This window comes from Rhodococcus sp. MS13 (assembly GCF_013277835.1).
GTDB classification, from domain to species: domain Bacteria; phylum Actinomycetota; class Actinomycetes; order Mycobacteriales; family Mycobacteriaceae; genus Rhodococcus_F; species Rhodococcus_F erythropolis.
In genome coordinates, this window is the sequence record NZ_VBTL01000001.1 from 248036 (window position 1) to 272419 (window position 24384).

The window sequence follows — 24384 nt, forward strand, 5'->3', positions numbered from 1 at the left end:
CGGAAAGTAGTCCGCACGAGTAACAACCGCCGCGCAACCACAGTCGTCTCTCTGGCCGACATCCATCCTGTCCAGTGTGGGCTCCTCCATACTCCACCGCACACGTCCGGGGAAGCTTCCGTCCGTCGCATTCCCATATTCCTTTCGCGGTGGGACGCACATCCAACTCACCACCACTGCCGCGGCGGGAAGCCCATCGCGCGGTAGATGAGGCGCATGTCAAACTGCTGGCGAATTGAGGTTAGCAGTGACTCGAATAATCTTGCGGCAGTGCAGACTTGGACACCTCGGGAGACGACGATCGCGTTTGTTCTCGAACCACCAGGAAATGCTGCGGCGAACACCATCCGCGGGCCAAGCAGTGTGCACGGGTGGTCCGTCAGACTTGCTCCTCCCCACCAGATGGACGAGAGGAATACAGATGTCTGAACTACTCGATGAGGGACCGTTCTTCCATGGCACGATCGCCGACCTTCGCGTAGGTGAGATCCTCACCGCAGGTCGCCCATCGAACTATCGCCCGGAGACAGTGATGAACCACATCTACTTCACCAGCCTTGTCGACGGAGCCGGCGTCGCTGCCGAAATCGCCGCAGAACTCTCAAAGAGCGACGCGATTCCGCGGGTATTTGCAGTAACCCCAACCGGGGCATTCGAGAACGACCCGAACGTGACCGACAAAAAGTTCCCCGGCAACCCCACCCGGTCGTACCGCAGCAGCGCCCCCTACGCATCGCCAGCGAAATCACCGAATGGACACGACTGACACCCCAACAGCTCCAGACTTGGCGAGAACGACTGACGGCACTCCTCTCGGCCGAACGCGGCGAAATCCTCAACTGAGATGCGTACAGGACTGTCAGCAGGCGCATCGTCCCATGAGCGACGCTCCCTGAAACGAAGAGTGCATAGGAGCATCTTGCACCGTCCTGTAGCCCTCCACGGACACACCCAACACTTGCCATGATCGATGACCGGATACACAAGGCCGAACGCACAAGCCCAAGTGCGCAAAAAATTCACGCGATGACCGGCGACGTCAAAACGGGCCTCGAGCTGCGGCTTGGGCTCACCTCCGACGCCATCGCCCACGCATAGACAGATACAGCGCAAACTCCGGATTATGCGCCGAAGCGGTGACCCATGATTCGCTCGTATTCGCGTTCCCACAGTTGCACGCGCCGTCCGCAGTACATGCACCACCCAGCCATAACCAGCAGCACACCGAGGAAGCTGCACGCTACGACGACGGCCGTGAGGGTGTTGTTCCCCGCGTAGGCGCAGACCACTGCTCCGATCAGCGTGACGACGAGCAGGATTACTATTCCCCAGCCGTAGAGGCCTCGCGAGCTGTAGATGACTCTGCCGGTTCGGCGGAAGGGGAACGGCGGCGGTGTGGGCATCGTGGCCCCAGTTTAGGTCGGCGCGGTACCTGCTCCTTCATCGGGACCGAACTCTCCAAGCTTCGACTGCGGCGAAAATCCAGCGAACCCCTCTCTGTTTGTCTCATTCGAGACGAGTCCCCGAGTTCTGACAAGCCGGTGCCGCCCATGGTCGCCACACCGCCCGTGCCCCCACCCATGGATCAGACCCTAACCGCCGGCCGTAACCGCCGGATCGGTATTCGGCTCCACCTGAGCGTGTGAGCCGAATACCGTTCCACTGCAATCCATCTACCAACACGTCGAATCCAACAGGACACCCTTCGGCTACCGCATGGAGCACTTCCCCGGAATTATCCAGTCCCTTCGAAGGTTTCGAAATCGGCACTGCCCGCGTTGAGGCCACCGGATTCGGCCCCCGTCGCGCATGACCTGCGATTCAGCGTAGGCGGGCTTTACATCGCCGCAAGTCTGCAGCGTATGGGCGGACTGGCTACCCATGTAGCCAAGATCGCCCGCCTGCGTCACCCCACACCGGCAGTCCCACCCGAAGCGCGGCCAGTCATAGAGGACATGGGAAGAACCGCACCGGTCCGTGCCACCGAAACGCAGTTGGCACTTCGGCACGTCGACGCTGAACGCGCGGAAGAGCTTGTCGCCGCCGACACGGTCATGGACGAAATGCACCGGCGCCTGTTCACCGTCACCTAAGTCCCGCAGTGACCGTACGGAATACAAGCTGCTGTCGACGTCACCCTGCTCGGCCAGTTCTACGAACGGTTCTGCGATCACACCGTCGAAATCGGACGCCGCATCATCTTCCTGGAAACCGGGCAACTCCCCGCTCCACCCGAAGCCCTACTCTGACATGCGTACTCGAGGATCACGGCCATTCAGCCAGCGTCAGCGGCTCGCGCTTGCGCTACCTCACCGACCGCAAGCTCACCCGCCAGCGAGATCGGCACGCTCGCAGCATGTCGAATCGTATGCGAAGGTTCGCAGGCCTTCGCTGTCATTCGATCGGAGATTCTCACGCAACGTCTCGGTGTACTTTTCGGCCCTCTCAACGATCTCGTCGGACGCAGCCTGCTCGTACGTCCGAACGGACATCGCTGTCTCCCCATCTCGAGTAAGTGATACTCGAGGCCCCATTGAAGTAAGTCAGAAGCAACGTCACAACGGCGCGTGCGCCACGCGGGTCTCGCCTGTCATCGAACGGGTGGATTATGCCAAAGGTGGGAGACGGACGACTTGTCCCGCATAAGCCAGGCCGGCACCGAATCCCAGCAGCAGCGCCATGTCTCCATGTCGGGCCTCGCCGGAACGGAGAAGTTGTTCCATGGCCATCGGAATCGACGCCGCGCTGGTATTACCGCTCTCGGCGATGTCGCGGGCCACCGCGACGGTGTCGGGTAGGCCCAGCGTTCGCACGAGCGCGTCGGTGATGCGACTGTTGGCTTGGTGCGGAACGAACGCATCGAGATCGTTGGCCGTGATTCCAGCTCTGTCCAGAGCATCACGGCAAGCCTTCTCCAAAAAGGTTATCGCCCAACGAAATACGGCCTGTCCGTTCATTCGGATGTACGGCCGTTCACTGCGTTCGCCGGAATCCTCGGCCGCAGCGACCTCGGCGAAGTACTGAGTGAAGTCCTTGTCCTGCTTGATTGCAGACGTCTGGCTTCCATCCGAACCCCATGCGACCGGACCGATACCTTCGGACTCGGACGGACCTACAACGACTGCTCCAGCCGCGTCCGCGAAAATGAAAGCGCAGGTACGGTCGGTTGGATCGAGTAGATCGGAAAGCCGTTCCACTCCGATTACCAGCACATGACGTGCTTGACCCGCGCGGACGAGGGCTGCGGCGTTGCCGAGCGCGTAGCAAAAACCCGCGCACCCAGCTGAGACGTCGAAAGCTGCGGTGTCGTGCAATCCTAGTTCTGTCGCCACGACCGCGCCCGCGGAAGGGCCCAGCACCATTTGCGACGATGTCGCGAGTACGACTGCATCGATCTGTTCGGCTGCGATACCGGCCGCGGCGAGTGCACTGCGAGCGGCACTGACGCTCATCGCCACGATGGTTTCGTCCGGTTCCGCCCAACCTCTGGACGTAATGCCCGAACGGGTGCGGATCCATTCATCGGAAGAATCGATACGATCGACGATTTCGGAATTGGGGACACTACGTCGGGGCCGGTACACGCCCAACCCGAGGAGGGCCGTGTGCGTAACGGGCTGTGCTGTGGATATGAGCACGGAATCCTCTCCGGGGGACCTGTCAGTCCACGCCCCCTGCATCTAACATGAACGACACAGCCCACACAAACGCACGCTCCGCCAATGCCCCCTTCCCTGGGGCACAACATCGCGCTGATAGGCGATCCGACCTAGTGTGTCGGCGCCGGGACATGAAGCGCCGCTATATTATTCGAATTGCCCGTCAAGGAAATCCGCGCATGATCGAGAACAGCTCGACGACATGGATGTGGAACATTTCAACGGGCGTCACCGGCGTGGGCCAGGGTGAGCTGCCGGCTACCACCACCGTTGAACGATTCGTGCTCGTCGACGATCAGGGGGCGATAAGTCGTGGATGACACCCACGACCAGCCGGCGATCGTCGGGATCGTCGATCACGAGGACCGCGAACCGTAATGCTGCCGCGATGGCCACGATGAGTAACCCCCCGGTCGCGAGACACTGGTCCGGTGTCACTGTGGCGGACCTGGCTCGGAAGTCTCTACCAGGCACTCACACCATAGAAGATGTTTCCCCTGATTGATCGCGGGGTCGACGAGATAGAGCCCGACACGACCACTGGGATGCGACACTGCTTCGTCGACGAACCTGATCACCGGTGACCGGGGACCAACCTCCGGTGTTCCCGATCGAGTCGTCCGGCAAGTCGACCGTCCAGCCGTCTCCGAACGCGGCGTTGATCAGGATTCCTGCGTTCCTTCGATGTTTCGCTCAGTTCACTGTTCGGACCCCAGTCGTCATTGACGCCTCCATCGTGGCGACGGTCACCGGCAGAAGCGGGTTGCAATGCGGGTCCGGGTGGGAGCTGTTCGGCACTACGGACGGGCAGGATTGAAACTCCAAACACTCAATTATTCTGTCGGACAAAGTTATCAGACTCGCCAGCAGGGCGGCTTTTGACTGCAAAGGCTAAATCCAGGTGGGATCGGAGTACACGAACAACGTGTTGTCCGACGTCGACGTCGACACCGAGAGTTGCGCGTACGAGCGGATCGTCACCGGCCCCATGCACGCATCAACCTTCACGTGCACGTTCTCTGCCCGTGATCGACGCCTTCGACGACTCGAGATCCTTCTTCCCCAACGGAATCGTCGTGATCGTGCCCGGCGCAATCGTCGACTGAATACTCGGATTCACCGACGCATTCACACCCACGTTCGCCGACGGGACACCCGACTACATCGACCGTTCCGACAAGGCACAGGGAAATCCATATCAAGGCGAGAATGAATCCGCCGCCGGACAGAAGAACGAACGCCCCGAATCCGTCCATACAGTCCATTCCACTGTCGACGCAGTCCTGAAGCCCCGCCGCACCGAGTAGGGAGATGTTCACAGTGGCGATGCTACGGACCAGGGCGTCCCGAACTGCCGGACAAGCCGGCGGACTCGGCGATGCGAACTCCGGTCAGCCCGAACAAGGTAGAAGCCCCACCCCCGTGGGGAGGGTAGGGCTTCCTTCGATCCGGCGCTCACGCACAGTGGGAGGGTGGTGGGCATGCCCGACCGACGACACAGCAGGGAGTCAAGCTGCCGCGCCCAAGCGCTGACCTGAAGGAATGCGCCTGAGATTGTGGTTACGAGAACCATCAAACCAGACAAACTGGACGTATGTTCAGGAATCGAAAGATTTGACCCCGCCCGCCAGAAAGATCTCACTGCACCCGATAGGTTTCGCTGCGGCCAGGATCCACCAACCGGCGCATGATCTCGTACGCACGGTCCGGATCCGTGTACGGCGGAATCATCATCAGAACGAGTTGACGGCCGTACATGTCGTCGAGATACATCAAATCGTGAGGCTGGCCAGGGTATGGACCCCGCACTTCCAGTCCGTCGACCTCGTCGATACGACGCTGCGCGCTGCTGATCGTGTTCCAGTCGAACGCAACCCGCGCGATCGGCCCCAACCTCAGCGAAAGTGCGGATATCAGATCGTGAAGCTCCGCCGTGACGTTGGTGGTCCATGGGAACCACGCGCCGTCTACCGATGCCTTGACGGCGCCTTGACCACGAAGCAGGAACCGCGGAGTCCGCGTCGGCGACGGGAAAGGTTGCCCGACATGGCGCTGCGGCGCTTCCATTGCATAGTCGAGAGTGCTGATGTGCGCCATGACGAGGCTCCTTAACGGAGGATTCGTGGAACCGTCAGGCAGAGGCGCCCGGTCGTGGGTTCCATACTTTCAGGCTACTCCGCTGCGCAATCCCGACTACGCATCGACGGAAATGACCACGCCGGTGTCGCCGTACGGGAACGGACCATTACCGATGTGACCGAGGGTGTTGAAGAATTTCGAAATAGGCACCATCACACCGTATTTCGCGTTCACTTTGCTGCGGATCTCGTCGAATTCAGGTCCGCCGCTCACCAAGCGAGCGGTCCCGGCAACCAGCAAAGAGCCGTCGGCAACCTTTCCGCTGTTGTTGCACGGCACGACGGTGACGCGTGGGTTGTTCCGCAGCCGCCTGGCCTTACCCGATTTCGAGGAAGTCCAGAACCCGATACGTCCGTCCGGCAATTGGCGTATGCCTCCACAAACTCCACGACCATGCACACGAATGAATTTTCTCTGCCTCGCGCGTTTCGAAACGGACAATTATCCGGACGAAGATGAACAACAGGTGCCGAGTGATGGAAATGTCGCGGAACGACCACGTCTCAGGTCGATTTGTGGCCCGCAGGTGTTGGAACATGACTTCTCGTGAATGCGGAACTCATCGTTCTCCTCGTCGTCGTCGTAACCGCTCTGGGGTTCGACTTCACCAACGGTTTTCATGACACTGGCAACGCTATGGCCACGTCGATTGCAACCGGCGCCCTCAAGCCCAAGGTGGCAGTCGCTCTGTCTGCTTCCTTGAACCTGGTCGGAGCTTTCCTCTCGGTAGAGGTTGCTGCTACCGTGGCCAAGGGCGTGGTGAACCTCGGAAATGTGGGTGGCCAAGCGCTGCTCACCATCGTCTTCGCCGGCCTTGTCGGCGGCATCATCTGGAACCTGGCAACGTGGTTGCTCGGCATCCCCTCGAGTTCCTCACACGCACTGTTCGGCGGCCTGATCGGCGCCGCCATCGCGTCCCTCGGAATGAGCGGTGTCGCCTGGAGCGGCGTCCTCAGCAAGGTTGTCATCCCCGCAGTTCTCGCTCCCGTCGTAGCCGGCTTGGTTGCAGCGGCCGGAACCTGGCTCATCTACCGCATCACCTCCAACGTCGGTGAGGAAACTAAGGACAAGGGTTTCCGACTCGGCCAGATCGGTTCGGCTTCACTCGTTTCCCTCGCCCACGGCACCAACGACGCTCAGAAGACAATGGGCGTCATCTTCCTCGCCTTGGTCGCCCATGGAACCATCTCCGCCGACGCGGACATGCCGTTCTGGGTCAAGCTCACCTGCGCACTCGCGATCGCTGCCGGAACCTACCTCGGCGGGTGGCGAGTCATCCGCACGCTCGGCAAGGGCCTGGTCGAGATCGCAGCGCCGCAGGGCATGGCGGCCGAAGCATCTTCTGCTGCCATCATTCTCACCTCCAGCCACCTCGGTCTTCCACTCTCGACCACCCATGTGGCGACGGGTTCCATCATGGGAACCGGTCTGGGACGCAAGGGCGCCGAGGTTCGTTGGGGCGTCGCCGGACGTATGGCGGTCGCCTGGTTGATCACTCTCCCGTCCGCTGCGATCGTCGGCGCTCTGTGCTGGGGACTGGCCAACATCGTCGGCGGCCTGCCCGGTGTCCTGGTCGTCTTCGCTGTGCTCATCGCCCTGGCCGGTTGGATGTACCTGCGCTCCCGCAAGGAGCCCATCGATCCGAGCAACGTCAACGCCGAGTGGGACGGCGGCCTGGTGCCTGCAGAGGTCCCCGGTCCGGACGCCCGCGTCACCACCGACGTCAAAGCCTGAAAGAGGGAATCGACATGGATATCTTGGAAAACACCGTCGACTCGCTCTGGCAGGTCGTGCTTGTCGGCCTCCTGCTTGGCGCCGGACTTCCGGCGATCTTCGCAATCGGCCTGAAGTCCCTCGACGCCGGGCAACGTGGCAGTGGCGGCGGGAGCACTGCCGTCGCGGCTCGCAGTCCGTTGGCCGTGGCAGGCGCAGTGGTGTGCTTCGCGGTAGTGCTCATCGCAATCGTCACCGGAATCCTCTTCATCATGCAGGGCTTCCTCAGCCACACATTCGGCATCGAGATCTTCTGATCCCTTGCGCCCTCACGAGCGGAAAGACATCACCGTGACTGCACCGACTCCATCCCTTCCTCAGTCCATTCTGGAATGGCTTCGCGCCGGCTACCCCGAAGGCATACCGCCCAAGGACCGCATTCCGCTGGTCGCATTGCTACGACGCAAGCTCTCGGACGCGCAAATTCGAGACATTGCCATCGGCGCTGCACTCGCAGAACTGAGCGACGTCAACAGCGACCAGGTGATCTCGAGCGACGAGATCAGCGCTCAGATCGCCGATCTCACGAGCCAGACTCCCTCGGACGAGGACATCGCGCGCGTTGCCTCCGTCCTGGCCGCCGCCGGGTGGCCCCTCGCTGATCTCGACAACGACTGAAGCTCGATTCGTTGAGTCTTCCACCACTTCTGGCTTCGATACTCGGCTGGCTCCGTGCCGGGTATCCGAACGGCGTGCCGGAGCAGGACTACGTCCCTTTGATGGCCCTGCTCCGGCGACAGCTGTCCGACGACGAGATCGCCGTTCTTGCCGACGATCTCGTCGCCGACTTTCCGGTTCCGGTCGATCCGATCGACTTTCCGGTTCCGGTCGATCCGATCGACATCGGCGTCCTCATCACCAAGGTCACCGACGATATTCCGCACGAATCGGACGTCGCCCGGGTACGTGAACACCTAATTCGTGGAGGGTGGCAAATCGACGCGCAACCTCCGGTCGACGACGCATGACGGCACTACCTAAATCAGACCAGTTTGATAACGAAACGGTAACGGAGCCGACGACGTCAATACAGACCACTTAGTGTCATCAGGAATTCCGTGCCTCGGGGGGCTCGGTCGGATTTCGGTGTGCAAGCACCTTTGGGGCGGGAGTAATACATGCACGAGGCTCACACAGATTTGGCGAAGAACCCAGATATTTCGAACCCGGATATTTCGAGAAACCGCATTTCGAAACGAATCAAGCGTCGGATCCTCGGCCTCGCCGCGACAGCACTCGCACTCCCCCTGACCGCAGGCCTGATCAGCGGATCAGTAGCGACCGCAGCGCCCGCGCGCACCGCCCCGGCCGGTGGATACGAGGAAGTGTTCGTCGACTCCTCGATGGGGCCGATCAAGGTTCAGATCCAGTGGGCTTCGCGCGGCGGCAACGCGGCGCTCTATCTTCTCGACGGTCTACGAGCACGCGACGACCGAAACGCATGGAGTTTCGAGACCAACGCTCTCGAGCAGTATCGCGGCGACAACGTCACCCTGGTCATGCCGGTCGGCGGGCAGTCCAGCTTTTACTCGGACTGGTATGCGAACAGCAATTTGAATCGCCAGCCGGTCACGTACAAATGGGAAACCTTCCTCACCCAGGAACTTCCCGCCTATCTGGAATCGCGCGGCGTCTCCCGAACCAACAACGGTGTGCTCGGATTGTCCATGGGTGGCAGCGCGGCACTGACGCTCGCCGCCTATCACCGCGATCAGTTCAAGTTCGCCGGATCGCTCTCGGGATACCTCAACATCTCAGCTCCCGGCATGCGTGAAGCAATCCGCGTGGCCATGGTCAGCGCAGGGTCCTTCAATGTCGATGCCATGTGGGGACCGCCATGGAACCCCGCTTGGCTCCGCAACGACCCCTTCGTGTTTGCACCCGAGCTGGCTGGGCTCTCTCTGTACATCTCCGCCGCGAGCGGCCTACCCGGGCAGTTCGATCAACCGCGTCGTCCCGTCGACTTCGTGAATACCGGTAGCGCCATCGGCCTCGAAGCCCTTGCCCTGATGAACTCACGGGCATTCCAGCTGCGCATGAACTCCCTGGGAATTCCGGCAACGTACAGCTTCCCGGCCAACGGCACTCACTCGTGGCCGTACTGGGGCGCGGAACTGTGGAAGGCCCGAGGCCAGATCCTCGACACCCTCAACGCTTGGTGAACTGACAACGACTCGATCACCGACAATCGCAGGCCCCGACCGAATTTCGGTCGGGGCCTGCGTCGTTCGAAATCAGAGCGCGGCAAAGAGATCCACGGTATTGCCATCGGGATCGAGAAGAACGGCGTAGCGCTGGCCCCACACGGCATCAAATGGCTCTTTGTGTCCGGGGAAGTCGGCTGTGATGCGCTGATACGCCTCGTCGACTGCAGCGGGTGTCCCGAAATCGAAGGCCAAAGCGACGGGGTGTCGACCTTCCCCGACAACGAAGTCAGGATCGAAGCTCGCGATGGTGGACAGCGCGTCCCAGGCCAGCCGAAGCCCACTGTCGAAAGTGAACTCCACGTGTGGAGCGTCAGCGAGTGTTTCCGGAATGTCGAGCCCGAGGGTTCGGTAGAACGCGAGGGAACGCGCGAGATCGTTGGTGACGATTCCGACGAGATCGAGTCTCGGAGAGACGGACACGGTATTTCTCCTGTTTCGGGTCGAGAAGTGATCGGCGAGTGTGTGACGATGATCTGATGACCGGCACTGACACCCTCGCTCTTGACGGTAGTCGGACGGTAGCTTCGAGTCTTGAACAAAACGGCCACACCTATGTCGAGACTCGGATCACCGGTTCGGCCGGCCTCTTCAGTTGCGCGTGGAAAAGCACTACTGACCCCCATGCGCCCACAGAAGCAAAGCGGATTCTTCCCGATCTCTGCGCAGACTTCATCGTCGACAGCACCGGAAAGTCGTGGCTCGTCGGACCCGCAACCGGTGCCGATCTGGTTTCGGTCGCCGCCGGTACAACCATGTGGGGCATCCGGATCAATCCGCCGGCTCTGCGGAGCCTGCTCGGCACAGCGGCCGACGCGGTGCAGGATTCGAAGATCGCCTTCGACGACATCCTCACTTCCAGACAAGCGCGGGTACTTGCCGACGCCCTTAGCCACGAGGCAGTCGACGCTCACCTACTGGGCCAGTTGTGGCGCGGACTGGAACCCGACCACGGAATCGAGCGTGGTTACTCCGCGCTCATCTCCTCCCCTTCGACTCCGATACGAGAGATCGCCGCAGACCTCGGTGTTTCCGAACGTCATTTTCGACGCTCGATCACGTCGTCGATCGGGCTGTCCCCCAAAATGATTCAGAAAGTGCAACGTATCCAGGACGTGTTGACTCTCAGCCGCGATGCAAATCTCACGCTGTCGTCGCTGGCCGGTCGCGCCGGCTACGCCGACCAAGCCCACCTCGCGCGCGATACGCGAGCGCTGACAGGCCTGACACCGACTCAGCTACTGCGCGAGCACCGATAACGATGAGCGAAGACCTGTTCTCCGCCCTCGATCACCTGGCTGCCACGTCAACTGTCGTGATCGATCGCCCCCGAGGGTCGGCACACCCGCGTTACCCCGCTGCGATTTATCCGCTCGATTACGGCTATCTCGACGGGACCGTCAGCGCGGACGGCGACGGGATCGATCTGTTCCGAGGCTCTGCCGTCGGCAACGGCGTTGTTGCCATGGCCGTTATTGCCGACATCGACAAGAAGGACGTGGAAGTCAAGATCCTTCTCGACTGCACTGCCGATGAAATCGGCACTGCCGCAGCATTTCTCCGCGACACTTTGGGTCTCGGTACCACTGTCTGGCGACGCGAAGTCAGCTGAGTTCGTCGAATCGCGGAACAAGATGCTCCGCAACCCACTTCGCTTCCTCGATCAGCGGCCAACCTGCCAGGATCAGTGCAGTCAAACCGGTTCGGACGCGAAGCGTGCGTACCGAGTCCGTGATCGAATCCGGATCGCCGACGTAGTACACCGCCGATGACCCGGTGCCGAAGATGTCGAGAGGCGACCACGCTGTGATACCCGCGTACAGCCCGTCACCGACGTACAACTCCTCCGGTTCCGGAAGTCGGCCGGAAGCAATCTTGTCCGCCCAGCCCTGCCGCTGTGCGTCGCGAGCGGTGAAAGTCTTGAGGTCTTGCTTCCCCTGAGTACGACGACGCACTGCGTTGTCCAAGACATGAGCGATCTGCTCGACGCCCGTCTTCTCGAACAACGAACGGAACCGGTCGTGCGCCTGCGCCTTGGTGGGGCGAACGATCACACCGGTCAGCGCACCGAAGTCGGTGAACTCGCGCCCGGCTGCCTCCGCCGCCGCCCGTGCGGCAGAGAATTTGTCTTCGATGAACGAAGTCTCGCGCAACATCGCCAGATAGGTGTCGAGCACCTTGCCTGAATTCGCCAGGCCTGCAGGCGAATCACCGGTACCCCACAGCGGAACCTGATGCCCAGCGGGCGCATCGATACGCAGTGGTGTGTTGGGAAAGTTCGACTCCGTGCCTTCGGCGTAGATGCGGCGGAAGTCCGCCCAGTACTGCTCCCCCAACTCGTAACGCTCGTCGTGGGGCACGTTCATGTCGTACTTGGTCAGGATGTTTTCGCGTCCGTTGACCGAGTTGATCAACAGTCGGCCACCGCTGAAGGCGTCGAAAGTCAATGCCTTCTCCGCCAGCAGTCGCGCCGGCGTCATGTTCGCGTAGACGGCGACAAGGAACTTCATGCGCGTGGTGTGCGCTGCCGCCCACGTCGCCGAAATGAACGGATCGTTCGGCCAGGTGGCAACAAGCGCACCTTCGAATCCGCCGTCGTCGATGGTCTTCGCGAGCTCGATCTGCCTGGCCCCGTCCACGGGGAACAGCCCACCGGGGCTCCACGGGTAGTCCCCGTCGGCCTGGGTGAGATACCAGAATGTCTTGACGCCCATCAGTTCTGCACTCCAGCCGGCAGGTCGAACGATTCGATTCGGGCACGTGAGCGGATGGTGTCCGCATTCACGGTGTAGAGCGCGTCGAGGTACGCGACCGCGAAAGAACCAGGACCTGAGGCATTTTCCTCGGCGATCTCCGATGCCACGGCAACGTGCGTATGCGCGGCAACCAATCCGTCCAGCGCGGTCGGCGTAACGGCGAGGTAGGCAGCGACCAGGCCTCCCAGAGAGCAACCGGTACTGGTCACGCGCGGCAACAGAGCGCTGCCACCGGAGACTCGGATGCCCCGAACGTCGCCGCCACCATCGCGGCCGACGATGTAGTCGACCGGGCCTGATGCCGACACGGCATCCGCATGCTTCAGAAGTGACAGAGCGGCGGGCACTGCGTCGGCGGAGTCGGAGGCACTGTCGACGCCGCGGGTGTCACCGCCGAGTCCGGCCAGAGCGATGATCTCCGATGCGTTCCCGCGGATGGCGCTGGGGTGAAAGCGCAGCAGATCCACAGCGATACCGCTCCGCCAGGGTAGTCCGCCGACACCGACTGGATCCAAAACCCATGGCGTACCGGCAGTTCGGGCCGCTTCTGCGGCAATCAGGAAGGCTTCGGCTGTCCCGTCGTCCGGCGTTCCGAGGTTGACGAGCACTCCCCCGGCGATGGCAGCGAACCCACCCGCTTCATGAACGTTGTCGATGTGAGCGTTGCTTGCGCCGGCAGCGAGCAGAACATTGGTCAAGAAGTTCGCCGAAACGATGTTGGTCAGCGACTGGACGAGCGGTACCTGATCGCGGAGTGCGTCGATCGCCGACGCGACGGTTTCGACAGAGACAGTGTCAGACATGAGAATTCCTTCAGGACGGGAGGTATTTGGGGACTGCGGCGATTCAGGACCGCGGACATCGCACATCCGGATTCGCGCCACCGGGCTCACTGCCGACAACCATCGGCAAAACCGGATCTGCAGTCCATTCCTCTAACGAACCGTCGTAGACTTTGACCTCCGCGTGGCCGCTGCGGATCAGCGCAAGTGCGGTCAAACACGCCGAAACTCCTCCACCGCAATAGATCACAACAGGGCCGGTGGCGGTTGGTAGAACGTCGGCCGATTTCGACAAGACTTTCTCGACCGGAAGCATCCGGGAGTCGGAGTCGAGAAGACTCTTCGCGGACAGATTCACGCTTGACGGAATGTGTCCGCGTCGCGAGTATCGCGTCTTCTCGGTTCCCTCGTACTGCTCAGGCGCGAGAGCGCACACCAGCGTTCCGGCTTCGCCTCCGCTGGACAGCGACGCAACGCGAGGTAAATCGACCCACAGACCCAGATCCGTCACGCTCCAACGCGTCGACGCCGACGTGTGGGTTTCGTCGTCGCCGCTCGCGAGCGCGAAGCCGCGTCGAGTCCATTCGGCTAGGCCACCGTCGAGAACTCTTGCTTCGATGCCGGCGTTGCGAAACACCCACCAGAGCCGTGATGCCCAGGTGGTCGATCCCTGGTCGTAGATCACGATTGTCGCGCCCGGCTCGATACCACTGGATTGGAGATCGGAAACCAACTGCTCCGTTGGCGGGCGTGTGAAATGCAGCGCCGCTTCCCTTTCGGAGAAGACGTCCATGAGGTCGACATGTCGCGAACCCGGGATGTGCGAGGAGACCCAGCCGCCGTACCCGGATTCCGGGCGGTAGTCGCCGTCAAATCGCGCGGGAGGAAAATGAACCGTCGCGTCGAGCACGGCGACGCCTCCCTCACGCAGCATCGCGTCGAGTTCAGCGGCACTCACCAGCGGCGACGCGGTCTCTCCAGCCACTTCGGACCCTCTCCCTCGGAAACGAACAAGCACGAACCTAAATGAGTACTAGCGTATACGCAAGTACTCACTCGTCGTCGATGGCATAATCGAACGCGCTCTACTTGCATGCACAGGAATGGGGACACATGGATCTCGACGCCGATACGAGCACCACCGATCTGCTGGTGCCGGAGGCTGCGCTCGGCCGGTCCGATCAGACCTCGCGGCAGTACCTGCGCCTGCGAGCCGACATCCTGGCCGGCAAGTTCCCCCAGGGCGCTCCGCTGCACGAGACTCAATTATGCGAATCGTACGGCGCATCCCGCACCCCGATCCGGGAAGCACTCAACTGGCTCGCACACGACGGACTACTCGAACGAGCCGCTCGCGGTTTTCGTGTCCGTTCCGGCACACCCGAGGACGTCATCGAGATCTACGCGGCGCGGGTAGCCCTCGAATCGGAAGCGGCAGGCGCCGCGGCACTACGCCACAGCGATCTCGACCTTGCTCGCCTGGACGGATTACACGAGTTCTGCTGCACTGCAACCGAAGGCACCGAGGTGCGTTCCGGGAACTTCAAGTTTCACGAGGCCCTCTGGCAGGCCGCCCACAATTCCACGATCACGGCACTGCTGATCCGCCTCACCACCCAATTGCGAATCTACGACAGCGGCCCGCCGTCGAACTACGGCGAACCGGACCTGCTCAATTCGGAACATCAAGAGATCCTGAACGCCATCCGCGCCAGGGACGAATCGTCCGCGCGTGGCCACATGCGCAACCATCTCGAGCGCAGTCGCGACCAGCGGATAAGGATGTTCGCCAGCCGCTGACTTCAGACAGCCCCGAGTTCTGCACACTGACGCCTACGCCGCCGTCAGTCAGGCGGGGAGCGTGCCGATCTCGACGTCGTACACGCTCTCGGCCGGGCTCGACATCACTCGGTCCGCCATCTCCTGTTTGAGCACTGTCAGCCGTGACTCGTCTTCGGCTGTCCGGTCAGTCTTGCGGGAGAGAGTGATCAACTCGTCGACGACAAATCCCTCCCGAACAGTCAGCGTGGCGCTCGCGCCGCGATAGCCGACCCGAAAGACATACAGTGCGAGCGTATTTCCTCGTTCAGGCCGGGCCAGGGAACTGTCGACGGTGTACCGCCCTTCGGTCACTGCGCGCGTGACCAACTCGAACGCGTCGCGCACTCCTGGTCCGCCGTGTGCAGTGGTGACGACCAACTCGCGACGCTCGACAGAGCCTTCCCCGCCGAGCACACCGAGTGCGCGCTCGAGGACTTTGTAGGCATGCGCCACCCCTCCCGGCGCCTGCGGCCCGTGATAGCGCAGAGCATCGTCGTACGTGAAGTCGAGCGTCGTACCGTGATCGGTCACGATCAGCGAGTCGGTCATGATGGGCGTCCTTGCCGGTCAGTGCTGGCGGTCGATCGGATTGTTACGCGAGACGATGAGCGGATCGACCGGCGTGAAAGGAAATTGCCGCAGATCGCGTTCCGGAACACCGAACGAGGCCGAGAGAACGCCGCGCGAGAACGCGGAAGCCGTTGCACGGTAGCCTATGTCGCCCGGCGTCGGCTGGTCGAAGAAGATGAGGAAGTTGATGTCCTCGTCACCTAGAACCTCGATGTGATGGGGGTAGGCACGCGGAACGAAATACACCTGACCGGGCTCCAGTAGGTAGGTGTCGAGCGAACCGTCCGGATCGAGGACCGTCATCCGCCCGTGACCACGATGCACGTATCCCATTTCGGCAGTGACGGGATGCCAGTGTGGCTCACGCATTCCACTCTCGCGAATAGTCAACGAGTACATCGAAAGATCCTCCAGCGCCGCCCAATACTGCTTGCGTGCCACTTTCGCCTGTCCGTACGGGTATGCGAGAGGCGCGATCTGGCCGTCGAGATCGAAGAGATGCGCGTTGGGAAAGCCGGCGGTATCGGGAACGACGGCGGCGCCGTCCCGCCGAACTATCTGGGACGCATCGGCCCTACCGAAGACGTCGAAGGCTGACGCGGCGAGGTCGTAGGTATTGCCGAGCACCGCGTTCGACATTGCGCTGACGCTACTCTGCAACGAAAAGTGCTGCGGGATTGAAGTACGCAGGGCAGCGATGATCTCCGCCTCCTCCTCTCCGACATTCTCGATGTGATAAATCGCGCCGGATTCGACGTGATACATCTGCCCCGTTCGCACCACGAAACTGGCGAACTCGTCGGCATTGCCCAACATCGAGACGAGCACGGTTCCGCTGGCGACGTAGGCGATCTGGTTCGCGTTGACGTTCCATTGTGGTTCGCGGATCGCACCGGGGCCGAGAACAATTCGTTTGATCGACAGACCGGACAGGATCGGCAACGAACTCGTGTCGAGTTGCGAGATCGATCCGAGTTCGTTCTCGAAGACACTGGGACCATCGCGTAGCGAGGCAACGTGTGTGGACATGGCCTTTGATCCGTTCGACTCTTATCCTTCCGAATCGCTGACGTCAGTCCTCGATGAAGGCAAGAATGTCCCGGTCCAGGGTCTCCTGATACGAGCCGTAAATTCCGTGCGGTGCGCCCGGATACACCTTCAGCGTGCCCTTCTTCACCAGCTTGATCGCCTTCTCCGCCGCTGCGCCGATCGGCACGATCTGATCGTCGTCGCCCTGAGCGATGAGGAACGGAACGTCGATGGCTTCGAGATCGGAGGTCTGATCCGTCTCCGAGAATGCCTTGACGCAGTCGTAGGCCGCGGCGAGGTTGACCAACATCCCCTGTCGCCAGAAGTCGTCCTTCGCCCCTTGCGATACGTCGGCCCCTTCGCGGTTCGCGCCGTAGAAGCTCTCGCTGAGATCCTTGTAGAACTGCGATCGATCTCGCAGAACTCCCTCACGAATGCCGTCGAACACCTCGATCGGTGTGCCTTCGGGGTTGCCGTCCGACTTGACCATGATCGGCGGAACGGCGCCGGCGGTGATCACCTTGTCCACGCGCCCCTTGCCGTGCTGCGCCGCGTAGCGGACCACTTCCCCGCCGCCGGTCGAATGGCCCACCACGATCAGGTCTTTCAGGTCGAGCGTGTCGATCAGCTCAGCCAGGTCCTTGGCATATGTATCCATGTCGTTGCCGGTGTACGTCTTCGACGAGCGACCGTGCCCTCGACGATCGTGCGCGATGGTCCGGTATCCGGCGTCGGCGAACAGCTTCATCTCGACCTGCCACGCGTCAGAACTCAGCGGCCACCCGTGGCTGAGGACGATCGGCCGGCCGACGCCGTGCTCGGTGTAGTAGATCTCGGTTCCGTCGGAAGTGGTGATGTAGGGCATGTTCTGCTCTTCTCTGTCGAGTCGTGGACTGAGGTCTGGACGCGGCGCCCGGTTTCCTCACTCTGCGAGTGCCCACTACGGGGGCAGTCGACTCATCGATCGACAGAAATCTGCATGGGGGCAGAAGACTCCGGCCCGACACCACGAAGTGTGGTGTCGGGCCGGACCCTTCAGTCAGAGGGGGAACGATCAGTAATCGTCCTCCGTGTAGACGATCATTCCGCGCAGGTTCTTTCCCTCGAGCATGTCGGCGTAACCCTCGTTGATCTCCTCGAGCTTGTAGGTCTTGGTCACCAACTCGTCGAGTTTGAGTGCGCCGCTTCGGTAGTGATCGAGCAACTTGGGAATCTGGGACCGTGGTCCTACCCCGCCGAAGATGGCTCCCTGCAAACGTTTCTGTAGAAGGGTCAGCTCGAAGAGGCTGAGCGTCACCTGCGAATCCGCGTAGTGCCCCATTCCGACGACCACGACCTGCCCGCCCTTGCCCGTCGCGCTGAGCGCGGGCTGAATGATGTCGCCGTGAATCTCGCCCACGGTGATCACGGTGACGTCGGCCATCTTGCCCCAGGTGATCTCGCCGATCACCGGTAGCGCTTCCTCGAGGGAGGCAAACGTGTGTGTGGCGCCGAATTCCTTTGCCTTGTCGCGCTTGAACTCGACGGGATCGATCGCGATCACAAATCGTGCTCCGGCTGACGCCGCACCCTGCACCGAGTTGATTCCGACGCCGCCGACGCCGACGACCACCACCGTGTCACCGACCTTGGCTCCACCGATCGCGGTGGCCGATCCCCAACCGGTGGCAACACCGCAGCCGAGCAAGGCCGCCTTGTCGAGCGGGATGTCCTTCTCGATCTTGATCACCGACGCCTCGTTGACGGTCACGTACGGCGAAAATGTTCCGAGCAGGCACATCTGGATGACCGGCTCGTCGTTGAGGGTGACGCGGTACGTCTTGTCGGAGATCGCCTGCCCGGTCAACAGGCCGGCTCCCTCGTCGCAGATGTTCTGCAGACCCTTCGCGCAAGACGGACAACGTCCGCACGCCGGGATGAAGGCGAGAACCACGTGGTCGCCTTCTTCGACGCTCGCGACACCCGGGCCGACCTTCGTCACCACTCCGGCGCCTTCGTGCCCGCCCAAGGCCGGGTAGAAGGGCAGCGGGCTGGCGCCCGTACGCAAATGTTCGTCCGAATGGCACAGCCCCGATGCGGCGAGTCGGACCTGTACCTCACCCGAGACCGGGTCCCCCAGCTCGACCTCTTCGATCTCCCATGCCTGACCTGGCGCCTTGACTACCGCTGCCTTGACCTTCACCTGCACTCCTCGAAATTCTTCGTGATGCACGGACGACGTAAGAACGCGCCGGCATTTGTGTCGCCGATCACACTCCACCTACGAGTGTGCCTGAAACTACTCGAGAATACCGCCGGTCCGTGAGCCTTTTTGGTACTCGGCGTTACCGGAAACGCGCACGGCTAGTATCAACACAGTGGCCAAGGGAACTCGCAAGACAAGAACTCGCAGCGGTACTCCCGAGCGAGGCGAGTCCGGTCCCGTCGCCGGTACTTTTCCGATCGATACCGGGACGTGCGAACTTGTCCGCGACCAGTACTCCGACGACAGCTGGATCATCCAGATCAACGGAGTGCCCAGTTCCCACGTGAACGTCGCAGATCCGACGGTGCTCGATTTCGAGTACATGCGGTGGATCGCGCATCTGGTCGATTCCGAACGTGACAAGACCGAGCGTCTGCGGGTTCTGCATCTCGGCGGCGGAGCCTGCTCCATGGCCAGGTACTTCGCCGCCACTTACCCCGACGCGCGTCAGGTGGTTGTCGAAATCGACGGCGCCCTGGCCGAACTGGTGCGCGATTGGTTCGACCTACCGCGCGCACCGCTGCTGCGCATTCGTGTCGGTGAAGCCCGCGCCGTCACCGAAACTCTCACCGAGTCCACCCGAGACGTCGTGATTCGAGATGTCTTTGCCGGCAACACAACTCCGACTCCGCTGACAACAACGCAATTCACCACCCACGTACGACGCGTGCTGGCACCGGGCGGTATCTACATCGTCAACTGCGGCGACACCCCGGATCTTCAGGGCGCGCGCAGTGAAGCCGCAACGATCGGTGCGCAGTTCGAACACATGGCGATCATCGCCGATCCCGCGATGCTCAAGGGCCGTCGCTACGGCAACATGATCATCGCGGGCAGCGACGTACCGATCGGCGGGCAACCCGCGCTCGCGCGCGAGCTACTCGGCGGCGGCGTGCCCGCCCACGTGTGGCAGGACGCCGAAGTCCGCAAGTTCGCCGCGAACGCGCCGGTTCGGCAGGACTGAGCGAAAACGCTACTCCCCGCCGAAGACCCTCTCCACCACAGCTTTTGCCCGTCGTGTGATGCGCAGGTAGTTGTCGAGGAACTCCCCTGCGTCGTCGCCGTATCCAGCGACCTGCGCCACCGCCGCGAGAACACGGCCCGGGCCGGGAAGCTGATCGGTCGGCTTGCCTCGCACCAAAACGAGGCAGTTGCGTGCCTTCGTCGCGGTGATCCAGGCGTCACGCAGCAGTTCGACGTCACCTTCGCTGAGCAGTTCCGCGGCGCCGATGGCGTCGAGAGTCTCGAGCGTCGATGTGTTGTGCAGCGACTCGATCTTGTCCGCGTGGCGCAGCTGCAGCAATTGCACAGTCCACTCGATGTCGGCCAAGCCACCGCGACCCAGTTTGGTGTGCGTCGCCGGATCGGCTCCGCGAGGAAGCCTTTCGGAATCGACGCGCGCCTTGATGCGCCGGATCTCGCGCACCGCCGCGTCACTGACGCCGCCTTCGGGGTAGCGCGTCTTGTCGATCATGTGCAGGAACCGCAGTCCCAGTTCAGGATCACCGGCAACCGGGTGCGCACGAAGCAGCGCTTGAATCTCCCACGCCTGAGCCCACTTCGCGTAGTACGCGTCGTACGACTCGAGCGTGCGAACCATCGGTCCGTTGCGGCCTTCCGGACGCAATCCGGTGTCGACTTCGAGCGGAGGATCCGTGCTCGGTGCCCCGAGAAGCTTGCGCACCTTGTCGGCAATGCTGTTGGCCCACTTGACCGCAACGGTCTCGTCGACGCCCTCGCGGGGTTCGCACACGAACAGCACGTCCGCATCGGATCCATAGCCGAGTTCGCCGCCGCCGAGTCGGCCCATGCCGATGACGGAGAAACTGGCCGGCGCCTCGGTCCCGAGTTCAGTGACGCTGGCCTTGATCACCGCGGAGAGCGATGCATTGAGCACCGCGGCCCACACCGAGGACAGCGCCTTGCAGACGGCGGGAACATCGAGCATGCCGAGGATGTCGGCCGAAGCGATGCGCGCAAGTTCGTGTCGCCGCAGCGAGCGGGCCGCGGCAACAGCACGATTGGGATCACTGTGTCGGCCGGAGGCGGTGAGGATTCCGCGAGCGACGTCCTCGGGCTTCGGCTCGACAAGGCGCGGTCCACTCGGCGAATCCGCGAACAAGCGAATCACGTCGGGAGCCTTGATGAGCAGGTCGGGTAGGTACGCCGACGAGCCCAGCACGGTCATCAGACGCTCGGCCACCGCAGCCTCGTCGCGGAGCAGGCGCAGGAACCACGTCTGGTCGACGAGCGCGTCCGAGAGCCTGCGGTAAGCGAGCAGACCTGCATCGGGATCCGGTGTGTCCGCGAGTGATTCGAGCAGAGTCGGCAACAGGAGCGCTTGAATGCGACCCTTGCGTGAAGCGCCACTCGTCAGTGCAGTCAGATGCCCGAGAGCATGCTCGGGTGCCGTGTAACCCAGAGCGGCCAACTGCCGAACCGCGGCTTCTGGTCCCAGGACCAGCGCTTCCTTGTCCATCCGCGCCACCGATTCGAGAAGCGGGCGGTAGAACAACTTGGCGTGCAGGCGGCGAATCCGATGCGAATTCCGCTTGATCTCGGCGCGCAGGACTCCCAGGGAATCCAGCCGACCGTCTGGCCGCATGTGCGCGGCGCGGGCCAGCCAACGCAGCGCTTCCTCGTCGTCCGGCGGCGGCAGGGTGTGTGTGCGCTTGAGCTTCTGCAACTGCAGACGGTGCTCGAGCAGGCGCAGGAATTCGTACGACGCAGTCAGGTTGGCGGCGTCGTCGCGGCCGACGTATCCACCCGCCGCCAATGCGGTCAGTGCATCGACCGTGCTCTGGACATGCAACGAACTGTCGGCGCGCCCGTGCACCAATTGCAGGAGTTGGACGGCAAATTCGACGTCGCGCAAACTTCCGCGGCCGAGTTTGAGTTCACGCTCACGCAGTTCGGGGGGAACCATTTCCTCGACGCGTCGACGCATGGCCTGGACTTCGGGGACGAAGTCCTCGCGCTCGGAGGCGATCCACACCATCGGGCTCATCGCCTCGGAGTACTGGCGACCGAGCTCCATGTCGCCGGTCATCGGACGAGCCTTGAGCAGTGCCTGGAACTCCCAGGTCTTGGCCCAGCGCTTGTAGTACGTGATGTGGGATTCGAGGGAGCGAACCAGTTCTCCGCGCTTGCCTTCGGGGCGCAGCGCAGCATCGACCTCGAAGAATGCGGAAGTACCGATACGCATCATCTCGCCGGCAACGCGGCTGGCCGTCGCATCGGCCGGTTCGGCGACGAACACGACGTCCACGTCGGAGACGTAGTTCAGCTCGCGCGCACCACATTTGCCCATGGCGATCACGGCGAGCCGGATCGGACAACTGCCCTCGGGGCACACCGTTGCGATAGCCACCGCCAGTGCGGCGGTCAGGGCAGCGTCCGCGAGATCGGAAAGCTGGTGACCCACAGTCTGATAGGGCACTACTGGTTCGTTCTCGACGGTCGCCGCAAGATCAGCCGCAGCCAGCAGCATCAGCTGGTCCTTGTAGCTCTTGCGCAGAGCAACAACAGCTTCCGGGCCGGTCAGGGTTGCGCGGTAGGTCAGTGAGCCTTCGGTAGCGCCCTCGTCGAGGGTGGCGCCCACGGCCTCGAGCAACGCTGCGGTGGCCTCGTCCTTGGTCGGCAGAGCGGTTCCGTCGAGCAGTTTCCAGCCGATCGGATCCGCGGCCAGGTGATCGCCGAAGGCCGACGACGCACCCACGAGTGCGAACAAGCGGCCTCGCAGGCTTTTGTCCTTGCGCAATGCCTGATCGAGTTCGCGCCACCCGTCGTCGAGCCCGTCCTTGATCCGCACAAGGGTGCGCAGAGCGAGGTCGGCATTCGCGGCACGCGAAAGCGACCACAAGAGTTCGATGCTCTCGGCGTCGACCCAACCGAGCTGACGCAACTCGTCGGCAGCGGTGGGCTCGACCAGCCCGAGTCGACCCGGTCCTGGAACTGCTGATCTCGCAGCGGGCGGTTTCACCGTCACAGACCGAGGTAGGTCTTGAGCTCGAACGGCGTCACGTGGCTGCGGTATTCCTCCCACTCACGACGCTTGTTGCGCAGGAAGAAATCGAAGACGTGTTCGCCGAGTGCTTCGGCCACCAGTTCCGACTTCTCCATCTCGCGCAGAGCGCTGTCCAAGTTGCTCGGCAGTTCCTTGTAACCCATGGCGCGGCGCTCGGCGGAGGTCAACGACCACACGTCGTCTTCTGCCTCGGGCGGCAAGGTGTAGCCCTTCTCGATGCCGCGAAGACCGGCAGCAAGCAGGACCGCGAAAGTCAGGTACGGGTTGCAGGCCGAGTCTGGGCTTCGGATCTCGACGCGGCGCGAGGACGCCTTGTTGGGCGTGTACATCGGGACGCGAATGAGAGCCGATCGGTTGGACGGGCCCCACGACGCAGCAGTGGGTGCCTCTCCCCCGTGGACGAGTCGCTTGTACGAGTTGACCCACTGGTTCGTGACCGCACTGATCTCGTTGGCGTGCTCGAGGATGCCGGCGATGAACGCCTTGCCTGTCTCGGAGAGCTGCATCGGATCGTCAGGATTGTGGAAGGCGTTCGTGTCGCCCTCGAACAGGCTCATGTGGGTGTGCATCGCGGAGCCGGCCTGATCACTGAACGGCTTGGGCATGAAGCTCGCCCGGACGCCTTCACCGATCGCGACCTCCTTCACGACGTATCGGAACGTCATGACGTTGTCGGCCATCGAGAGTGCGTCGGCGTAGCGCAGATCGATCTCCTGCTGACCCGGCGCGGCCTCGTGGTGGCTGAACTCGACCGAGATGCCCATCGACTCGAGTGCGTCGATGGCGTGGCGGCGGAAATTCGGAGCCGAATCGTGCACGGCCTGGTCGAAGTATCCGCCCGAGTCGGCCGGGATCGGCGGAGTGCCGTCGATCGGGCCGTTCTCCAGAAGGAAGAACTCGATTTCCGGGTGGACGTAGCAGCTGAAGCCCAAGTCGCTGGCCTTGCTCAACTGGCGACGCAGTACGTGGCGCGGATCGGCCCACGACGGCGAACCGTCGGGCATCGTGATGTCGCAGAACATGCGCGCGGAATGTTGCGCACCGTCCTTGTGGGCCCACGGCAGGATCTGGAATGTCGAGGCGTCGGGCCGAGCGACGGTGTCGGCTTCGGAGACTCGTGAGAATCCCTCGATGGCGGAACCGTCGAATCCGATTCCCTCCTCGAAGGCGCCTTCGAGTTCGGCGGGGGCGATCGCCACCGATTTGAGGTACCCGAGAACATCGGTGAACCACAAGCGGACAAACCGAATGTCGCGCTCTTCCAGGGTACGAAGCACGAATTCTTTTTGGCGATCCATGCACGCGAGACTAAGCAAGCCACGTTAAATCTGTGTTACATCAGTGGTCCCGGTTAACAGAGTGATTGGTCACCATCGAAT

The 24384-nt window shown here is 62.3% G+C and carries 27 protein-coding genes and 1 pseudogene; 12 read left to right on the top strand and 16 right to left on the bottom strand.

Translation table 11 applies throughout. From position 1 onward, the window contains the following. The first annotated feature begins 421 nt into the window (after window positions 1-421). Window positions 422-843: pseudogene (gene arr / locus FEZ59_RS01020) on the top strand (NAD(+)--rifampin ADP-ribosyltransferase). A 278-nt stretch (window positions 844-1121) separates the two neighbouring features. On the opposite strand, the gene FEZ59_RS01025 reads toward arr, so the two are convergent. After that, a complete protein-coding gene (locus FEZ59_RS01025; RefSeq protein ID WP_172932103.1) occupies window positions 1122-1403 on the bottom strand; it encodes a hypothetical protein in 282 nt (93 codons plus the stop codon). Between the two features lie 459 nt (window positions 1404-1862). Between FEZ59_RS01025 and FEZ59_RS01030 the strand changes: the two genes are divergently transcribed. Continuing rightward, entirely contained in the window at window positions 1863-2093 is a 231-nt protein-coding gene (locus FEZ59_RS01030; protein WP_172932104.1) for a hypothetical protein, read from the top strand. 513 nt (window positions 2094-2606) lie between these two features. Here the strand turns inward: FEZ59_RS01030 and FEZ59_RS01035 are convergent. Next, window positions 2607-3680 (bottom strand): beta-ketoacyl-ACP synthase III, encoded by a 1074-nt coding sequence (locus FEZ59_RS01035; protein ID WP_172932106.1) that lies wholly within the window; start codon window positions 3678-3680, stop codon window positions 2607-2609. A 158-nt stretch (window positions 3681-3838) separates the two neighbouring features. Here FEZ59_RS01035 and FEZ59_RS01040 point away from each other — a divergent pair, with 158 nt between their 5' ends. Beyond that, on the top strand, window positions 3839-3979 hold the full coding sequence (locus FEZ59_RS01040) for a hypothetical protein (RefSeq protein WP_172932108.1): 141 nt from the start codon (window positions 3839-3841) through the stop codon (window positions 3977-3979). 571 nt (window positions 3980-4550) lie between these two features. Here the strand turns inward: FEZ59_RS01040 and FEZ59_RS29880 are convergent. From FEZ59_RS29880 to FEZ59_RS01055, 4 genes are all read right to left on the bottom strand, one after another. After that, on the bottom strand, window positions 4551-4649 hold the full coding sequence (locus FEZ59_RS29880; RefSeq protein ID WP_242459668.1) for an MspA family porin: 99 nt from the start codon (window positions 4647-4649) through the stop codon (window positions 4551-4553). A 7-nt stretch (window positions 4650-4656) separates the two neighbouring features. Continuing rightward, window positions 4657-4797, bottom strand: a complete 141-nt coding sequence (locus FEZ59_RS30355) for an MspA family porin (protein ID WP_346343211.1) — start codon at window positions 4795-4797, stop codon at window positions 4657-4659. A 500-nt stretch (window positions 4798-5297) separates the two neighbouring features. Beyond that, window positions 5298-5756 (bottom strand): DUF5994 family protein, encoded by a 459-nt coding sequence (locus FEZ59_RS01050; protein WP_172932109.1) that lies wholly within the window; start codon window positions 5754-5756, stop codon window positions 5298-5300. A gap of 96 nt (window positions 5757-5852) precedes the next feature. Further along, complete coding sequence (locus FEZ59_RS01055) at window positions 5853-6161, bottom strand: pyridoxamine 5'-phosphate oxidase family protein (protein WP_172932111.1); 309 nt, start codon at window positions 6159-6161, stop codon at window positions 5853-5855. Between the two features lie 183 nt (window positions 6162-6344). Here FEZ59_RS01055 and FEZ59_RS01060 point away from each other — a divergent pair, with 183 nt between their 5' ends. The 5 genes from FEZ59_RS01060 (at window position 6345) to FEZ59_RS01080 (ending at window position 9733) form a co-directional block, all read left to right on the top strand. Next, on the top strand, window positions 6345-7532 hold the full coding sequence (locus FEZ59_RS01060) for an inorganic phosphate transporter (protein ID WP_003941590.1): 1188 nt from the start codon (window positions 6345-6347) through the stop codon (window positions 7530-7532). A 14-nt stretch (window positions 7533-7546) separates the two neighbouring features. Beyond that, window positions 7547-7828 (top strand): hypothetical protein, encoded by a 282-nt coding sequence (locus FEZ59_RS01065; RefSeq protein ID WP_021344617.1) that lies wholly within the window; start codon window positions 7547-7549, stop codon window positions 7826-7828. A 34-nt stretch (window positions 7829-7862) separates the two neighbouring features. After that, window positions 7863-8189, top strand: coding sequence for a DUF3349 domain-containing protein (locus FEZ59_RS01070; RefSeq protein ID WP_020908123.1), 327 nt, complete (start codon window positions 7863-7865; stop codon window positions 8187-8189). Between the two features lie 11 nt (window positions 8190-8200). Beyond that, a complete protein-coding gene (locus FEZ59_RS01075) occupies window positions 8201-8539 on the top strand; it encodes a DUF3349 domain-containing protein (protein WP_070797519.1) in 339 nt (112 codons plus the stop codon). A gap of 150 nt (window positions 8540-8689) precedes the next feature. Beyond that, entirely contained in the window at window positions 8690-9733 is a 1044-nt protein-coding gene (locus tag FEZ59_RS01080) for an alpha/beta hydrolase family protein (RefSeq protein ID WP_019748933.1), read from the top strand. A 72-nt stretch (window positions 9734-9805) separates the two neighbouring features. Here FEZ59_RS01080 and FEZ59_RS01085 read toward each other — a convergent pair whose 3' ends face one another. After that, window positions 9806-10198: a VOC family protein gene (locus FEZ59_RS01085; protein ID WP_172932112.1), complete on the bottom strand. Its 393-nt coding sequence runs from the start codon at window positions 10196-10198 to the stop codon at window positions 9806-9808. Between the two features lie 56 nt (window positions 10199-10254). Between FEZ59_RS01085 and FEZ59_RS01090 the strand changes: the two genes are divergently transcribed. Then, a complete protein-coding gene (locus FEZ59_RS01090) occupies window positions 10255-11034 on the top strand; it encodes a helix-turn-helix domain-containing protein (protein ID WP_202022306.1) in 780 nt (259 codons plus the stop codon). A 2-nt stretch (window positions 11035-11036) separates the two neighbouring features. After that, window positions 11037-11387 (top strand): inorganic pyrophosphatase, encoded by a 351-nt coding sequence (locus tag FEZ59_RS01095; protein WP_172932114.1) that lies wholly within the window; start codon window positions 11037-11039, stop codon window positions 11385-11387. On the opposite strand, the gene FEZ59_RS01100 is transcribed toward FEZ59_RS01095, so the two are convergent. From FEZ59_RS01100 to FEZ59_RS01110, 3 genes are read right to left on the bottom strand one after another with little or no spacing between them, the layout of a single operon-like run. Then, a complete protein-coding gene (locus tag FEZ59_RS01100) occupies window positions 11380-12489 on the bottom strand; it encodes an LLM class flavin-dependent oxidoreductase (protein WP_172932116.1) in 1110 nt (369 codons plus the stop codon). The genes FEZ59_RS01095 and FEZ59_RS01100 overlap by 8 nt on opposite strands. Further along, window positions 12489-13334, bottom strand: coding sequence for a hydroxyethylthiazole kinase (gene thiM, locus FEZ59_RS01105; protein ID WP_003941658.1), 846 nt, complete (start codon window positions 13332-13334; stop codon window positions 12489-12491). Before thiM ends, FEZ59_RS01100 begins: the two co-directional genes overlap by 1 nt. A 43-nt stretch (window positions 13335-13377) precedes the next feature. Further along, window positions 13378-14298: a rhodanese-like domain-containing protein gene (locus FEZ59_RS01110; RefSeq protein WP_172932118.1), complete on the bottom strand. Its 921-nt coding sequence runs from the start codon at window positions 14296-14298 to the stop codon at window positions 13378-13380. Between the two features lie 128 nt (window positions 14299-14426). Between FEZ59_RS01110 and FEZ59_RS01115 the strand changes: the two genes are divergently transcribed. Further along, the gene (locus tag FEZ59_RS01115; RefSeq protein WP_029255606.1) at window positions 14427-15113 is read left to right on the top strand and encodes a GntR family transcriptional regulator; all 687 of its coding nucleotides are present in this window, start codon (window positions 14427-14429) and stop codon (window positions 15111-15113) included. A 48-nt stretch (window positions 15114-15161) separates the two neighbouring features. On the opposite strand, the gene FEZ59_RS01120 is transcribed toward FEZ59_RS01115, so the two are convergent. The 4 genes from FEZ59_RS01120 to FEZ59_RS01135 all read right to left on the bottom strand — a co-directional run bounded on the left by FEZ59_RS01120 (window position 15162) and on the right by FEZ59_RS01135 (window position 18915). Further along, window positions 15162-15683 carry a hypothetical protein gene (locus FEZ59_RS01120; protein WP_029255607.1) on the bottom strand — a complete coding sequence of 174 codons (522 nt, stop codon included), beginning with the start codon at window positions 15681-15683 and terminating at the stop codon, window positions 15162-15164. An 18-nt stretch (window positions 15684-15701) separates the two neighbouring features. Continuing rightward, complete coding sequence (locus tag FEZ59_RS01125) at window positions 15702-16733, bottom strand: cupin domain-containing protein (protein ID WP_172932120.1); 1032 nt, start codon at window positions 16731-16733, stop codon at window positions 15702-15704. Window positions 16734-16776: 43 nt separating this feature from the next. Beyond that, window positions 16777-17598 carry an alpha/beta hydrolase gene (locus FEZ59_RS01130; RefSeq protein ID WP_070386519.1) on the bottom strand — a complete coding sequence of 274 codons (822 nt, stop codon included), beginning with the start codon at window positions 17596-17598 and terminating at the stop codon, window positions 16777-16779. Between the two features lie 189 nt (window positions 17599-17787). Continuing rightward, on the bottom strand, window positions 17788-18915 hold the full coding sequence (locus FEZ59_RS01135; RefSeq protein ID WP_020908136.1) for an NDMA-dependent alcohol dehydrogenase: 1128 nt from the start codon (window positions 18913-18915) through the stop codon (window positions 17788-17790). 175 nt (window positions 18916-19090) lie between these two features. Between FEZ59_RS01135 and FEZ59_RS01140 the strand changes: the two genes are divergently transcribed. Then, complete coding sequence (locus FEZ59_RS01140; RefSeq protein ID WP_172932122.1) at window positions 19091-19942, top strand: fused MFS/spermidine synthase; 852 nt, start codon at window positions 19091-19093, stop codon at window positions 19940-19942. A gap of 9 nt (window positions 19943-19951) precedes the next feature. On the opposite strand, the gene FEZ59_RS01145 is transcribed toward FEZ59_RS01140, so the two are convergent. Beyond that, window positions 19952-22966, bottom strand: coding sequence for a bifunctional [glutamine synthetase] adenylyltransferase/[glutamine synthetase]-adenylyl-L-tyrosine phosphorylase (locus tag FEZ59_RS01145; protein WP_019748946.1), 3015 nt, complete (start codon window positions 22964-22966; stop codon window positions 19952-19954). Continuing rightward, on the bottom strand, window positions 22963-24303 hold the full coding sequence (locus tag FEZ59_RS01150) for a glutamine synthetase family protein (protein ID WP_003941637.1): 1341 nt from the start codon (window positions 24301-24303) through the stop codon (window positions 22963-22965). Before FEZ59_RS01150 ends, FEZ59_RS01145 begins: the two co-directional genes overlap by 4 nt. Window positions 24304-24384: the final 81 nt, after the last annotated feature.

Excerpts from the sequence above, each read along its gene's own strand:
- FEZ59_RS01050 (WP_172932109.1), bottom strand. The coding sequence starts at position 5,756 with ATGGCGCACATCAGCACTCTCGACTATGCAATGGAAGCGCCGCAGCGC.
- thiM (WP_003941658.1), bottom strand. The coding sequence starts at position 13,334 with ATGTCTGACACTGTCTCTGTCGAAACCGTCGCGTCGGCGATCGACGCA.
- FEZ59_RS01040 (WP_172932108.1), top strand. The coding sequence starts at position 3,839 with ATGATCGAGAACAGCTCGACGACATGGATGTGGAACATTTCAACGGGC.
- FEZ59_RS01065 (WP_021344617.1), top strand. The coding sequence starts at position 7,547 with ATGGATATCTTGGAAAACACCGTCGACTCGCTCTGGCAGGTCGTGCTT.
- FEZ59_RS01150 (WP_003941637.1), bottom strand. The coding sequence starts at position 24,303 with ATGGATCGCCAAAAAGAATTCGTGCTTCGTACCCTGGAAGAGCGCGAC.
- FEZ59_RS01025 (WP_172932103.1), bottom strand. The coding sequence starts at position 1,403 with ATGCCCACACCGCCGCCGTTCCCCTTCCGCCGAACCGGCAGAGTCATC.
- FEZ59_RS01095 (WP_172932114.1), top strand. The coding sequence starts at position 11,037 with ATGAGCGAAGACCTGTTCTCCGCCCTCGATCACCTGGCTGCCACGTCA.
- FEZ59_RS01090 (WP_202022306.1), top strand. The coding sequence starts at position 10,255 with ATGACCGGCACTGACACCCTCGCTCTTGACGGTAGTCGGACGGTAGCT.
- FEZ59_RS01030 (WP_172932104.1), top strand. The coding sequence starts at position 1,863 with ATGGGCGGACTGGCTACCCATGTAGCCAAGATCGCCCGCCTGCGTCAC.
- FEZ59_RS01115 (WP_029255606.1), top strand. The coding sequence starts at position 14,427 with ATGGATCTCGACGCCGATACGAGCACCACCGATCTGCTGGTGCCGGAG.
- FEZ59_RS01100 (WP_172932116.1), bottom strand. The coding sequence starts at position 12,489 with ATGGGCGTCAAGACATTCTGGTATCTCACCCAGGCCGACGGGGACTAC.
- FEZ59_RS01120 (WP_029255607.1), bottom strand. The coding sequence starts at position 15,683 with ATGACCGACTCGCTGATCGTGACCGATCACGGTACGACGCTCGACTTC.
- FEZ59_RS29880 (WP_242459668.1), bottom strand. The coding sequence starts at position 4,649 with ATGGGGCCGGTGACGATCCGCTCGTACGCGCAACTCTCGGTGTCGACG.
- FEZ59_RS01035 (WP_172932106.1), bottom strand. The coding sequence starts at position 3,680 with ATGCAGGGGGCGTGGACTGACAGGTCCCCCGGAGAGGATTCCGTGCTC.
- FEZ59_RS01125 (WP_172932120.1), bottom strand. The coding sequence starts at position 16,733 with ATGTCCACACACGTTGCCTCGCTACGCGATGGTCCCAGTGTCTTCGAG.
- FEZ59_RS01130 (WP_070386519.1), bottom strand. The coding sequence starts at position 17,598 with ATGCCCTACATCACCACTTCCGACGGAACCGAGATCTACTACACCGAG.
- FEZ59_RS01080 (WP_019748933.1), top strand. The coding sequence starts at position 8,690 with ATGCACGAGGCTCACACAGATTTGGCGAAGAACCCAGATATTTCGAAC.